Source organism: Streptomyces sp. NRRL B-24484, from assembly GCF_000717715.1.
Classification (GTDB): Bacteria; Actinomycetota; Actinomycetes; order Streptomycetales; family Streptomycetaceae; genus Kitasatospora.
On the sequence record NZ_JOAI01000005.1, the window covers coordinates 329,628 to 342,739 of the forward strand.

The 13,112-nt window shown below is 75.4% G+C and carries 14 protein-coding genes; 11 read left to right on the top strand and 3 right to left on the bottom strand.

Annotated elements, in window-relative coordinates; translation table 11 throughout:
• Positions 1-184 precede the first annotated feature (184 nt).
• From IE98_RS0107105 to IE98_RS0107125, 5 genes are all read left to right on the top strand, one after another.
• Complete coding sequence (locus IE98_RS0107105; protein WP_030265939.1) at positions 185-1,411, top strand: acyl-CoA dehydrogenase family protein; 1,227 nt, start codon at positions 185-187, stop codon at positions 1,409-1,411.
• A gap of 252 nt (positions 1,412-1,663) precedes the next feature.
• Entirely contained in the window at positions 1,664-3,511 is a 1,848-nt protein-coding gene (locus tag IE98_RS0107110; RefSeq protein ID WP_052390221.1) for an ATP-binding protein, read from the top strand.
• Positions 3,511-3,945, top strand: a complete 435-nt coding sequence (locus tag IE98_RS0107115) for a roadblock/LC7 domain-containing protein (protein ID WP_030265945.1) — start codon at positions 3,511-3,513, stop codon at positions 3,943-3,945. The genes IE98_RS0107110 and IE98_RS0107115 overlap by 1 nt, the downstream gene beginning before the upstream one ends.
• A complete protein-coding gene (locus IE98_RS0107120) occupies positions 3,942-4,313 on the top strand; it encodes a DUF742 domain-containing protein (protein ID WP_030265948.1) in 372 nt (123 codons plus the stop codon). The genes IE98_RS0107115 and IE98_RS0107120 overlap by 4 nt, the downstream gene beginning before the upstream one ends.
• A gap of 22 nt (positions 4,314-4,335) precedes the next feature.
• A complete protein-coding gene (locus IE98_RS0107125; RefSeq protein ID WP_030265950.1) occupies positions 4,336-4,914 on the top strand; it encodes a GTP-binding protein in 579 nt (192 codons plus the stop codon).
• Between the two features lie 183 nt (positions 4,915-5,097).
• Here the strand turns inward: IE98_RS0107125 and IE98_RS0107130 are convergent, their stop codons facing one another.
• Complete coding sequence (locus tag IE98_RS0107130; protein WP_030265953.1) at positions 5,098-5,949, bottom strand: EamA family transporter; 852 nt, start codon at positions 5,947-5,949, stop codon at positions 5,098-5,100.
• Between the two features lie 117 nt (positions 5,950-6,066).
• On the opposite strand from IE98_RS0107130, the gene IE98_RS0107135 reads away from it, so the two are divergent.
• Positions 6,067-7,971 carry an NAD-binding protein gene (locus tag IE98_RS0107135; protein WP_324605752.1) on the top strand — a complete coding sequence of 635 codons (1,905 nt, stop codon included), beginning with the start codon at positions 6,067-6,069 and terminating at the stop codon, positions 7,969-7,971.
• Between the two features lie 72 nt (positions 7,972-8,043).
• Here IE98_RS0107135 and IE98_RS0107140 read toward each other — a convergent pair whose 3' ends face one another.
• Positions 8,044-8,253 carry an EF-hand domain-containing protein gene (locus IE98_RS0107140; RefSeq protein WP_030265957.1) on the bottom strand — a complete coding sequence of 70 codons (210 nt, stop codon included), beginning with the start codon at positions 8,251-8,253 and terminating at the stop codon, positions 8,044-8,046.
• Between the two features lie 131 nt (positions 8,254-8,384).
• Between IE98_RS0107140 and IE98_RS0107145 the strand changes: the two genes are divergently transcribed.
• Both IE98_RS0107145 and IE98_RS0107150 read left to right on the top strand, forming a co-directional pair.
• A complete protein-coding gene (locus tag IE98_RS0107145; protein ID WP_030265959.1) occupies positions 8,385-9,239 on the top strand; it encodes an Fpg/Nei family DNA glycosylase in 855 nt (284 codons plus the stop codon).
• A 64-nt stretch (positions 9,240-9,303) separates the two neighbouring features.
• Positions 9,304-10,218 (top strand): 1-phosphofructokinase family hexose kinase, encoded by a 915-nt coding sequence (locus IE98_RS0107150; protein ID WP_030265962.1) that lies wholly within the window; start codon positions 9,304-9,306, stop codon positions 10,216-10,218.
• A 7-nt stretch (positions 10,219-10,225) separates the two neighbouring features.
• Here IE98_RS0107150 and IE98_RS0107155 read toward each other — a convergent pair whose 3' ends face one another.
• Positions 10,226-11,173 carry a LuxR C-terminal-related transcriptional regulator gene (locus tag IE98_RS0107155; RefSeq protein WP_052390246.1) on the bottom strand — a complete coding sequence of 316 codons (948 nt, stop codon included), beginning with the start codon at positions 11,171-11,173 and terminating at the stop codon, positions 10,226-10,228.
• Between the two features lie 347 nt (positions 11,174-11,520).
• Here IE98_RS0107155 and IE98_RS0107160 point away from each other — a divergent pair, with 347 nt between their 5' ends.
• From IE98_RS0107160 to IE98_RS0107170, 3 genes are all read left to right on the top strand, one after another.
• Complete coding sequence (locus IE98_RS0107160; RefSeq protein ID WP_030265969.1) at positions 11,521-11,844, top strand: hypothetical protein; 324 nt, start codon at positions 11,521-11,523, stop codon at positions 11,842-11,844.
• A gap of 256 nt (positions 11,845-12,100) precedes the next feature.
• A complete protein-coding gene (locus IE98_RS0107165; protein WP_030265971.1) occupies positions 12,101-12,298 on the top strand; it encodes a hypothetical protein in 198 nt (65 codons plus the stop codon).
• 109 nt (positions 12,299-12,407) lie between these two features.
• On the top strand, positions 12,408-13,076 hold the full coding sequence (locus IE98_RS0107170) for a response regulator transcription factor (RefSeq protein WP_078660820.1): 669 nt from the start codon (positions 12,408-12,410) through the stop codon (positions 13,074-13,076).
• Positions 13,077-13,112: the final 36 nt, after the last annotated feature.

Sequence of the window (13,112 nt, forward strand, 5' to 3'; positions counted from 1 at the left end):
TCCATGATCACGCTCTGGAGGTGTGCAGTGACGCATATGACAATGAGTGCTTGCCGAGGACGGGTCGCCCGTCCACCCGCGCGCGGCCCTCAACGGCGCGGCGGCCGTTCCGACCGTCCCCACCCCCGGTCGCCCCTGTGCGGGAGGCGGGACGGCGGCGCTCCCGACCGACGAGAGGACGCCCATGCTGGGCCAGGACTACTTCACCGACGAGCGGCACGAGCAGCTGCGTGCCGAGGTCAGGGAGTTCGCCGAGAAGGAGGTGCGCCCGCAGATCGCCCGCATGGAGGCGGAGCGCACCGTCGAGCACGAGCTCGCACGGGAGATCGCCCGCAGAGGGTGGATCGGCGTCACCGTCCCCCGGGTGTACGGCGGCATGGGGCTGGGCCACCTGGCCAAGACCGTCATCATCGAGGAACTCTCCCGGGTCAGCGGCGCGATGGGCGCCATCGCCCAGGCCTCCCAGCTCGGCGTCGCCAAGGTCATCCACTTCGGCTCCGAGCAGCAGCGCCGGCAGTGGCTGCCGCAGTTCGCGGACGGCCGGGCGCTGCCGACCATCGCGGTGACCGAGCCGGAGTCCGGCGGGCACGTGCTCGGCATGACCGGCACCGCCCGCAAGCGCGGCCGCGACTACGTGCTGAACGGCCGCAAGTGGTTCGTCGGCAACTCGCACATCGGCGACGTGCACGGCGTGGTGTTCCGCACCGGCAAGGGCTCCAAGGGCCTCTCCGCCTTCCTGGTGCCGAGCGACGCGCCCGGCTTCCGGCTCGGCGATTCGGGCAGCCAGAGCGGCCTGCACGGCTTCAGCTTCGGTGAACTGGTCTTCGAGGACTGCCGGATCCCGGCCGCCAACCGGCTCGGCGAGGAGGGGACGGGCCTGGACGTCGCCTACTCCTCCAGCATCCTGTACGGCCGGCCGAACCTCGCCGCGGTCGCCCTCGGCATCCACCGGGCGATCGTCGAGGACACCGTCGCCTTCGCCGAGGACCGCTCGCTCTACGGCAAGCCGCTGGCCGAACTCCCCAACATCAGCCTGAAGATCGGCGAGATGCAGTCCCGCCTGATGACCGCGCGGCTGGCCGCCTACCACGCCGCGCACCTGCTGGACCTCGGCCGGCCGTGCGACGCGGAACTCATGAACTCCAAGCTGGTCAACACCGAGTACGCGCTGGACTCGGCGCGCAACGCGATGGAGATCCACGCCGCCCGCGGCCTGCAGGCGGACTACCGGATCGAGCGGTACCTGCGCGACGCCACGCACATCTACCCGCCGGCCGGCACCTCCGACGTCCAGCGGCTGCGGCTCGGCCAGGTGGCCTCGGGCAGCTACGGCGTGCAGTGGTCGGAGAAGCTCGCCGAGCTGGCCAAGGTGCACAGCACGGTCTGGGCCCCGCAGGCGCTCGCGGTCTGACCGGCGCCCGGCGTCCGCCCGGCGCGCCCGGCGCCGGGCGGACCCGGACACCCCGACGCGCGGTCCACGTTCCGTCAGTTGATGTTGCTCACAGGCCTGTCGGGGCTGGTACCGTGCTGCCCTCGGCGGCACAGCTGCGCGGAACCACTTGATGACGGTCAGTCAACAGGGGGTATCGTTCCCGCTCGTCCCCGCCGACACCCGTCGACTCGCACGGGCTCACGCCGTTCTGCACCCCGCACGAGGAATCAGATGCCAGGCATACCGGCCCAGCGCCCCGGCCACCGCGCCGGACGCACCGGCTCGCTCCGTACCTCCCTCCTGCCCCTGGTGCTGGTGCCCTGCGCCGGCCTCGCCGTCGCCTGGGGCTACGCCGGCGTGCTGCTGCTGCACAGCGGCCAGGGCCTGGCGTTCGGGCTCGGCACCGCCGCGGTCGCCGCGGTGCTCGCCTGGAGCCTCGTCCAGGGCCGCCGCACCGCGCAGGTGCTCACCGCCCGCGTGGACTCCCTGCGGGAGATCACCCGCTCCCTCGCCGAGACCGAACTGCCCGGCGTCGTCCGGCAGATCGAGGCCGGCGAGGACGTCCCGGCGCCGGCCGACGGCCGCGCGGCGCGCCGCTCCGGCGGCGACGAGATCCAGCAGGTCGCCGAGGCCGTCGACGCCGTCCGGCGGACCGCGGTCACGGCCATCGTCCAGCAGGCGCAGGGCCGCGAGGGCACCAAGAAGGTCTTCCTCAACATCGCCCGCCGCACCCAGGTGCTGATCCACCGCCAGATCACCATGCTGGACGAGCTGGAGCGCCGCCACGAGGAGCCGGAGCTGCTCAAGGAGCTGTTCGCGGTCGACCACCTGGCCACCCGGATGCGGCGCAACGCCGAGAACCTCGTCGTCCTCGGCGGCGCGCTGCCGGCCCGCCGCTGGCGCAACGCCGTGCCGATGGTCAACGTGCTGCGCTCGGCGGTCTCCGAGACCGAGAACTACGCCCGGGTGGTCGTCCAGGGCGTGCCCCGCACCGCACTGGCCGGCCAGGCCGTCGCCGACGTGATCCACCTGGTCGCCGAACTCATCGAGAACGGCACCACCTTCTCGCCGCCCTACACCCAGGTGCTGGTCTCGGCGCAGGAGGTCCCCAAGGGCCTCGCCGTCGAGGTCGAGGACCGCGGCCTCGGCATGTCCGAGGAGGAGTACGACCGGCTCAACGCCTATCTCGCCGACCCGCCGGAGCTGGACGTCGCCGCGCTCGGCGACGACCTGCGACTGGGCCTGTTCGTGGTCTCCCGGCTGGCCGGCCGGCACGACATCCAGGTCGCCCTGCGCCCCTCGCCGTACGGCGGCACCCGCGCCGTCGTCCTGGTGCCCTCCGCCCTGCTGGAGGCCGCGCCGGCGCCCGCCGGCTTCCCCGGTCTGCCGTTCGGCGCCCGGGTGGCCGAGCAGCCCGCCGCCCGCCCCGCGGGCGGTCTCGCCGCCGGCGCGCCGATCCCCGGCCTGCCGGGGGCCGTCGTCTCCGCCGTGCCCTTCCGCGCCCCGGCGGCACCCGACCGGCCGGCCGTGCCCGGGCAGACCGCCCTGCCGGCCGAGCCCGCCGACCCCGTGGCGCCCGAGGGGGCGCCGGTCGCCGAGCGGGCCGTCCACGAGGCCGCCCCGGAGCCGCGCGAGCTGCCCACCCGGCGGTCCCAGCCGCCCGCCCTGCCCGCCGCCGGAACCTCCTACGTCCGGCCGGCCGCGGCCGAAACGCCCGCCGCTCCGGACGTCCAGGAGCTGCAGGACCCGCAGGAGCTCTCCGCCGGGGGCGAGCTGCGCACCCCGAAGGTGCTGCCGAAGCGGGTGCGGAACGCCAGCCTCGCCGACCAGCTCCGCGAGGCCGCCGCGGCCGAGCGGGCCGGCGGGGGCGGCACCGGTGCCGCAGCCGCCGCGGCACGTCCGGCCCGGCCCGCCGCCGAGGAGGACCCGTCGCCGCAGCGCTCGCGCGCCACCATGGCCGCCATCCAGCGCGGCACCCGGACGGCCCGCGACGGTGCGCCGCCGCAGGCGTCCCCCGCCGGGACGCCCGCAGAGACACCCACCGCACCCCATGCCCCTGCTCGCGAGGACCAGCCCTGATGACGACCCAGCACACCGAAACCCAGCGCGACCTCAACTGGCTGCTGGACGAGTTGGTCTCCCGCGTACCGGAGACCAGGCACGCCGTGGTGCTGTCCGAGGACGGCCTGCTCGTCGGCATGGACAAGAACCTGGACCGCGCGGACGGCGAGCACCTCTCCGCGGTCGCCTCCGGCCTGCAGAGCCTCGCCCGCGGCGCCGGCCAGCGCTTCGACGGCGGCCGCGTCCGGCAGACCGTGATCGAGATGGACCACCTGTTCCTCTTCGTCACCACCGCCGGCCAGGGCGCCCGACTGGCCGTGCTCACCTCCGAGGCGGTCGACGCGGGCCTGATGGCCTACGAGATCAACATGCTCGTCAAGCAGGTCGGTGCCTACCTCACCGCCGCGCCGCGCAGCGATGCCGGCCGGGACCGGGCGGGTGACCTTGCGTGACCCCCGAGGAGGCGTGGTTCGACCGGGAGGCCGGGCATCTCGTCCGCCCTTACGCGATCACCGGCGGGCGGACGGAGTCGGGCCGCACCGACTACTCGCTGATCACCCTGGTGGTCACCGCCGACCCCCGCGTCGACACCACGCGGATGGGGCCCGAACCGGCGGCGATCCTCGGCATGTGCCGGGAACGGCCGCTGGCGGTCGCCGAGATCGCGGCCCAGCTCGACCTGCCGGTGAGCGTGGTCAAGGTGCTGCTCGGCGACCTCGCCGACGCCTCGCTGATCATCACGCGGGCACCGGTCCCACTGGCCGAGGTGCCGGACCTGGCCCTCGTCCAGGCCGTCATCGACGGCGTGCGCAATCTCTGAGAACAGCTGAGGAGCAAGCACGATGACCCAGAGCCTGGTCCCCGGGGCGGTCAAGATCCTGGTGGCCGGCGGTTTCGGCGTGGGCAAGACCACCATGGTCGGCTCGGTCAGCGAGATCGAGCCGCTGTCGACCGAGGAGCGGATCACCCAGGCCAGCGTCGGCGTGGACAGCCTGGACGGCGTCCGCGACAAGTCGACGACCACGGTCGCGATGGACTTCGGCCGGATCACCCTCCGGGACGACCTGGTGCTCTACCTCTTCGGCACCCCGGGGCAGTTCCGCTTCTGGTTCATGTGGGACGACCTGGCGCTCGGCGCGCTCGGCGCGATCGTCCTGGCGGACACCCGGCGGCTGGAGTCCAGCTTCGCGGCGGTCGACTACTTCGAGCAGCGCGGGGTGCCGTTCGCGGTCGGCGTGAACTGCTTCCACGGCCGCCGCGAGGCGAGTGCGGAGGACGTCCGGTCCGCGCTCGACCTCGACGAGTCGGTGCCGGTGGTGCTCTGCGACGTCCGCGACCGGGCCTCCAGCAAGGAGGTGCTGCTGGCGCTGCTCGACCGCGTCCGCACCGGAGCCCTGGCAGCAGCGGGACAGCCTGCCTGACCGGGCGAGCGTCCGGGGGCGCCGGGGGTACCTCCCGGCCGGAGGCCGGGGGCGGAACTGCGCAGTCCGGGAATGGGCGTCAGGACGATTCGGGCAAGCCTTGGTGCGTCCAGCGACCCGCATCCGAATTGCGCAGTTCCCCGCGCCCCTGAGTAGTCACCCCTGGACGGGCCGGCCTCCTCGTCAGGCCGGGGCGAGCTGGAGGACGGCGATGCCTGCCACCACCACCGCCCCGGCGGCCATCCGGGCGGCCCCGAGGCGCTCGCGGAAGACCAGCGCGCCGATCAGCGCGGCGATCACGATGCTGGTCTCCCGCAGGGCCGCGATCGTCGCCAGGTCGCCGTGCGCCTGGGCCCACACCACGAGTCCGTACGCGGTGAGCGAGAGCACCCCGCCGGCGAGGCCCTGCACCCAGCCGGGGCCCGGCTCGCAGAACAGCGAGGGGCCGCGCAGCAGCACCGCGGTCAGCAGCATCCCGGCACCCTGCAGGACGAACAGCCAGGCGATGTAGCCGAGCACGGTCGTGGAGGTGCGCACGCCCGTCCCGTCGACCACGGTGTAGCCGGCGATCATCGCGCCGGTGCCCAGGGCCGCTGCCACGGCGGGCAGTTGGGCGCGGCCCGGTACGCCGTCGGCGAGCGCCAGCCCGGCCAGGCCGGCCGAGATCACCAGGACGCCGGCCCACTGCGCGGCGCCGAGCGGACGGCCGAGCACCAGCACCGAGAGGGCGGCCACCAGCCACGGCGCGGTGCCGCGGGCGAGCGGGTACATCTGCCCGAAGTCGCCCAGCCGGTAGGCCTGCAGGAGCAGCAGCTGGTACAGCACCTGGAGCAGCGCGGAGGCGGCCAGGTAGGGCCAGGCGCGGGCGTCGGGCAGCGGGGCGAGGCAGGCGAGCAGGACGCCGCCGCCGAGGAAGGCCGCGTTGATGAGGGCGAAGCCGACCACCTTGTCGGGGAGGGCGTGGGCCAGGGCGTTCCACACCGCGTGCAACGCCGCCGCCACCAGTACGACCACCGGCACCACTGTTGCGTCCATGCCCGCTCCCGTCCCCGTCGCAGACGTCCGAGGGTACCAACCAGTGCGAACGTGACGAATCATCAACGCGGCTGCAGGAAGATCGCGTTACGGTCACGGTCCTGCCAGGATGGCGGCATGTCCACCACCACCGGGCCCGTTCCCGCCCTGCCTTCGCAGACCGTCCCGGCGGACGGCGGCACCGAGCCGGCCGGACCGCCCGGACCGGCCGGAGGGCCCGCCGCGGTCGAACGGCCCGCCGCTGCCGAACGGCCGGACGAGGGTGGGCACATGATCGTCTGCGGCCAGGACACCCTCGCCCTCCGGCTCGCCGTCGAACTCACCACGCTCTACGGCCGACGGGTCACCGTCGTGGTGCGCTCCCTCCGGGAGGGCCAGAGCCCGCAGATCGCCGCGCTGGCCGAGGAACGGCGGCTGCCCGTCCGGGTGGTGGAGGCCGCCGAGCCGAGCACCGCGGTGCTCGCCGAGGCCGGCATCCGGGAGGCCGCGGCGCTGGCGCTGACCGGCTCCGACGACCAGGCCAACGTGCAGGCCGCGCTGCGGGCCCGCCGGCTCAACCCCGGGGTCCGGCTGGTGCTGCGGGTCTACAACCGGCGGCTCGGCCGCCGGGTCGGCCAGCTGCTCGACCGGGCCGCCGCCGCCCGCACACCGAACGGCGGGCCCGCCCCCGAGGCCTCCACCACTGTGCTGTCCACCTCGGCGACCGCCGCCCCCGCCCTGGTCTCCGCCGCCGTCTCCGGCCACCCGGCCGTGGTGCACGTCGACGGCCGGCTGCTGCGGGCGGCCGAACTGCCGCCGGACACCCCGGCCGCCGGCACCGAGCTGGCCACCCTCGCCCTCCTCCCGAGCGGCCGGGGCCGCTCCCCCGTGCTGCTGCCCGGCCCCGGCGCCACGCCGCCGCCGGAGGGCCGGCGGCTCGTCCTGGAGCTGCTCGGGCACCCCGAGGAACGGCGGCCCCGCCGTCGCCTGCCCGGCCTGTCCGGACTGCCGGTCGCCGCGCTGTTCTCCCGGCGGCTGCGGCTCGCGCTCGGCTCGCTGACCGCCCTGCTCGCCCTGTTCGCCGGCCTCACCTCGGCCCTCACCGGCGAGAACCCGGTGCACACCGCCTACCTCGCGGTGCTGGACGTGATCGCGATCGCCGACCCGGCCACCGCCGACACCCCGGCCCGCAAGGTGCTGCAGATCCTCACCGCGCTCAGCGGTCTGCTGCTGATGCCGCTGCTCACCGCCCTCGCCCTGGAGGCGCTCGGCACCTTCCGGGCCGCCTCGGCGCTGCGCCGCCCGCCGCGCGGGATCTCCAACCACGTGGTGCTGCTCGGCCTCGGCCGGGTCGGCAGCCGGGTGCTGGACCGGCTGCGCGAGCTGGACCTGCCGGTGGTCTGCGTGGAGAGCGACCCGACGGCCCGCGGGGTGGCCCGGGCCCGCGCGTACGGGGTGCCGGTGGTGCTCGGCGACGCCACCCAGGAGGGGGTGCTGGAGGCCGCCCGGGTCGGCCGGGCCCGCGCGATGCTCGCGCTCACGAGCAACGACTCCACCAACCTGGAGGCGGCGCTGTCGGCCCGCGAGTGCAATCCCGAGGTGCGGGTGGTGATGGGCCTGTTCGACGACGACTTCGCCGCCGACGTGTACCGGGCGCTGCGCGACTCCTACCCGTCGGCGGAGACCCGCAGCCACAGCGTCTCGTTCCTGTCGGCGCCGGCGTTCGCCTCCGCGATGATGGGCCGGCAGGTGCTGGGCGCGTTCGCGGTCGGGCGGCAGGTGCTGCTGCTCGCCGCGGTGGACGTCGGCGGCCATCCGGAGCTCGCCGGCCGGACGGTCGCCGCGGCGCACTGCCCCGGGCACTGGCAGGTGCTCGCCCTGGACGTCGCCGAACCCGAGCGGCGCGCCCGGGACCTCGGCCTCGCCTACCGGGCCCGCCCCGAGCTGCGCTGGAACCCGCCCGCGGAGCACGAGCTCGACGCGGGCGACCTGGTGGTGGTCGCCGCCACCCGGGAGGGCCTGGGGCGGCTGCTGCGGCACTGACCGGCCGCCGGGACGCCACGGGCCCGGCCGCCCGGGGGTGACCCCGTGCGCGGCCGGGCCCGCGGCCGGGCGTCAGCCCTTCTGGATCGCCCAGAACTCGTCCCAGTTCAGCAGGCCGTCCTTGCTGGTGTCGGCCTTGGCGATGACCGCCTGGGCCATCGGCACGGTCACGTACGGGTCGCCCATCTCCGCCATGACCTTGGAGTACTCCTCCGGCGAGATGAACCCGTCCCCGTTGATGTCGAACCGGCTGAAATTCGCCTTGGCCTTGTCGATGTCCATCTCGGCAGGTGCTCCTTCTGGGTGATGCGATGACGCCCGTACGATACCGGCGCCCGGTGGCCGCGAGGAGCCCCGCCACCCCTGCGGGCGATCCGATGGCCGCCCCGGCCGGGCCCGGCCAGACTGGGGAGGTGCCCGAACTACCGGAAGTGCAGGCGCTCGCCGAGCGGATGACCGAGGCCTGCGCGGGCCGCTCGCTGGCCCGCGTCGAGGTCCTGTCGGTGCAGGTGCTGAAGACCTTCGACCCGCCGCCGCAGGCGCTGCAGGACCGGCCGGTGGCCGGGGTCGGGCGGCACGGCAAGTTCCTCGACCTCGCCACCGACGGCGGCCCGCACCTGGTGCTGCACCTGGCCCGGGCCGGCTGGGTGCACCGGCGGGCGTCCTTCCCCGCGAAGCCGCCCGGCCGGCGCGGACCGCTGGCGCTGCGGCTGGTCCTCGACGACGGATCCGGCTTCGACGTCACCGAGCAGGGCACCGCCAAGCGGCTGGCCGCGTACGTGGTCGCCGACCCGGCCCAGGTGCCCGGCATCGCCCGGCTCGGCCCGGACGCGCTCGCCGTCGGCGAGGAGCAGCTGGCCGCGCTGGCCGCCGGCGCCAGGCAGCGGCTGAAGACCTTCCTCACCGACCAGGCCGTGCTCGCCGGGGTCGGCAACGCCTACTCGGACGAGATCGCGCACCGGGCGAAGCTCTCGCCGTACGCGACGGCGGCCACGTTCAAGCCCGACCAGGTGACCGCCCTGCACGCCGCCCTGCACCAGGTGCTCGACGAGGCGCTGGAGCACGCCAGGGCGGTGCCCGCGGACGGCCTGAAGGCGGAGAAGAAGGCCGGGCTCGCCGTGCACGGCCGCGAGGGCGGGCGCTGCCCGGTCTGCGGGGACACCGTGCGGTCCGTCAACTTCGCCGACTCCTCGCTGCAGTACTGCCCGACCTGCCAGACCGGCGGGCGGACGCTCGCCGACCGCAGACTCTCCCGGCTGCTCAAGTAGTGTGCTTGAATCTGCTCACAAACAGCTCACTACGAGCATGTTCGAGCAGAGTGGGGGATCGACCGTGCTGCTGGTGGTCACACCGAACCCGGCCCTGGACGTCACGTACACCGTGCCGGCGCTGCGCCCGCACACCACCCACCGGGTCGCCGCGGTCGCCGCCCAGGCCGGCGGCAAGGGCGTGAACACCGCCAGGGTGCTCACCGCGCTCGGCCACCGCGCGCTCTCCGTGCTGCCGCTCGGCGGCCCCACGGGCGCGGCCGTCGCCGCCGACCTCGGCGCCGCCGGGCTGCCCCACCGCGCCGTGCCGGTCGCCGGGGACACCCGCCGCACCGTCGCCGTCGCCGACCCGGCCGACGCCACCCTCTTCAACGAGCCCGGCCCGCGGATCACCCCCGCCGAATGGCGCCGGCTGGTCGCCGCGGTCGCCGCCGAACTCCCCGCCGCCCGGGTCCTGGTGCTCTCCGGCAGCCTGCCGCCGGGCAGCCCCGGCGACGGCTACCGCGAGCTCGTCGCCCTCGCCCGCGAGCACGGGGTGCCGACCGTGCTGGACGCCGACGGGCCCGCGCTCACCGCGGCGCTCCCGGCCGGGCCGACCGCCGTCAAGCCCAACGCCGCCGAACTGCTCGCCGCCACCGGCCGCACCGACGTCCCCGCCGCCGCGGCCGATCTCCGCCGCCGCGGGGCCGGCGCGGTCGTCGCCTCGCTCGGCCCCGACGGGCTGTACGCGCTGACCGCCGAGGGCGCCTGGCGGTGCGCCCCGCCCGAGGCCGTGACCGGCAACCCCACCGGCGCCGGCGACGCCGTGGTCGCCGCACTCGCGGCCGGACTGCTCACCGGGGCGGGCTGGCCCGCCGTGCTCGCCGAGGCGGTCGCCCTCTCCACGGCCACCGTGCTCGCCCCGCGGGCCGGCCGCTTCGACCGGGCAGCGCACCTGCGGCTGCGGGAGACCGTCACCGCCACGGCGGTGCCCGCCTGACGGCCGGTCAGTGCGGGCTGGCCTCGCCCAGCCAGCCGAGGGCGGCGACCTGGATGCCCGCCTGGAAGCGGCTGCGGGCGTCCATCCGCACCATCAGGTCGGCCATCATCCGGCGCACCGTGCGCAGCGAGACGCCGAGCCGCTGGCCGGCCCGTTCGTCGGTGAGCCCCTCGGCGAGCAGCCGCAGCAGCTCGCGCTCCTGCGCGGTGAGACCGTGCGGGTCCCGATGGACGCTCCCGCCGAGCGGCCGGGCCTGCTCCCAGACCTGCTCGAACAGGGCCCGCAGCGCCGCGATCACCCCCGGGCTGCGCAGCAGCACCGCGCCCTTCCGGGCGTCCTCCGGGTCGATCGGGACGATCGCGGTGGCGTTGTCGACCAGGATCATCCGCAGCGGCAGCGTCGGCACCGTGCGGACGGCGCCGCCGAGTCCGTGCAGCCAGCGCGCGTACTGCACGGTGGCCGGGTCGTTGCGCACGCTGTCCTGGTAGACGGTGCGCATCCGGACGCCGCGCTGCAGGGTCTCCTGGTCGAGGACCCGGCTGGCCTCCATCACCTGCGGCGGCTGCGGCCCGCCCGGCGCGAACGACAGCACCTCGGCGGCGGCGTCGGAGGCGAGTTGGACGAGGCGGTCGCGTACCTCGTCGAGACTGCTGATGAGCTCGATGCCGGGCTGGTTCGCCGGCGCGTGGACGCTGGCGTACTCGGCGATCAGGCCGGCCATCGCGGCCCTGCTCCGTTCGATCTCCTGCTGGCGGCGGGCGGCCTCGGCCTCCTGCCGGGCGAGTAAGGTCGCCAGGCCCAGCTCCGGATTGACGGCCCGCCAGCGGTCGTTGGCGCCGGTGGGTCTCGTCAGCGCGAGGTCGGCGAGCCGGTCGAGCGCGGCCCGCACCTCGGACTCGGCGCACTCCAGCCGCTCCGCGATGCCGCGGGTGTCGAGCTCCGGGTGCAGGAGCATCGTTCTGTAGACGGCTTCACCGAACGGATCGAGGCCGATCGGCGCCACCCCGCTCAACAGCCCGCCACCAGAAGTGCGAACACCATCACACCCTCCCCCGAGCGGGTCGACCGGCGGATCCGACAGGGCGCGAGCATATCGCCACCGGCTCGAACACAGAACACTCTTGCGGGCAATCCCGACGGTCCGATGGATGAACTGTGAACGGACGCGGACCCCCGTCGCGCGTTCTCCACGGTAGCGCCGTCGCCACGGCCGCCGACCGGCGGTGGCATGTTGCTGCCATGCGGAGATCTGACACCGGCCGCCGCCGCCAAAGGTGTTGTGCATCCGTCAGGCTGGAGGGCGTGTATGCGATCCGCGTCCACCTGGCGGCGCGGAGCGGCCGGCCGCTCCGCGCACCGGTGGAAGCCGCCGTACGGGCCGGGCTGGAGCGCGGGCTCCGGGGCCCCGCCCGGCTGAGCCACGCGCGCATCCGGCAGTCCGCGGACTCCCTGGACGCGGTGGTCTTCGTCGACGCCCGGTCGCTGCTGGAGGCCGAACACGGCCTGCGCGAGGCCTGCGGCGAACTCCTCGCCGAGGACGGCGAACTGAGCGGCTGGGAGCTGCGCTGCTGCGAGGCCGACCCGTGGATCGCGCTCGGCCTGCACGTCCTGCCCAGCCGTCCCTGACCGCCGTCCGCACCCGCCGCCCGGCGGCCCGGCGAGCTGGCCTCAGGGTGTCACGGCACTGTGGTGCCAGCTCCGGCTGCTGACACGGACCGGCCGGAGCGGCCACTCTCATGGTGTCGGCGGAACGACGGACCGCGACCGGGACAGCAGCCCCCACCGGGGCCCGGCACGGACCACCCGTCACCCCGCCCCCGACACCACCGCACCCCGGAAGCAGCCCGGGGTGCAGCCGAACGCGAGAGGATCGGGCATCCCCATGACGCAGAAGGTCCGTTTCATCACGATTGTCGCCCTGGGTCTCGGCGTGCTCACCGGTGTGGCCACCACCGCACAGACCGGCGGCACCGGCGCCGCGTACCGCGCCGACGGCGACACCACCCCTGCGCCCACCTCCACCGGCACCCCGCTCCCCCCGCTGCCCACCGGCCACCAGGACACCTGGGGCTGGGGCTGAGCCGAACCCCGGCACCGCCCGCGACCGCCCCGCACCGGCGCCGGCCCCCGCGACCCGGCAGGCCGGCCCCACCCGCAGACCGAGACGACGACGCCCACGAGGTAGCCGGATGACCACCGTCCTGGAAAGCCCGCTCCACCCGGCGGCCCCCACCGCCCACGGCACCACCACCGCCGTCCGCGTCCTCCTCGCCGACGGACACCACCTGTTCCGCAGCGGGCTCGGCGCCCTGCTCGGCCGGGAGAGCGACCTCGCCGTGGTCGCCGAATCCCCCACCGCCGAGGAGGCCGCCGCCGAGGCCGCCCGCACCAGGCCCGCCGTCGCCGTCCTCGACCCCGACCTGCCCGGCCCCGGCGGCCCCGCCACCGCCGCCCTCATCCGCGACCGGGCACCCGGCACCGCCCTGCTCCTGCTCACCGCGCAGGCCCGCACCGCCGACCTGCAGCGTGCGGTGGCCGACGGCGTCGCCGGGGTCCTCCTCAAGGACGTGCCGCCGGCCGCACTGATCGCCGCCGTCCGGGAACTCGCCCGCGGCGGACGGGTCTACGACCCCCGACTGGTCGTCGACGCCGTCCGCGGCGACGCCTCCCCGCTCACCCCCCGGGAGGTCACCGTCCTCGGCCACGTCGCCGGCGGCTCCACCATCCACGAGGTCGCCGCCGCCCTCTCCCTCTCCCCCGGCACCGTCCGCAACTACGTCTCCGCCGCCATCGCCAAGACCCGCGCCCGCAACCGCTGCGACGCCATCCGCATCGCCCGCGAACGCGGCTGGCTCTGAAGGGGATCGATTGAGGGGCGCGTGGGGGCGCCTCCC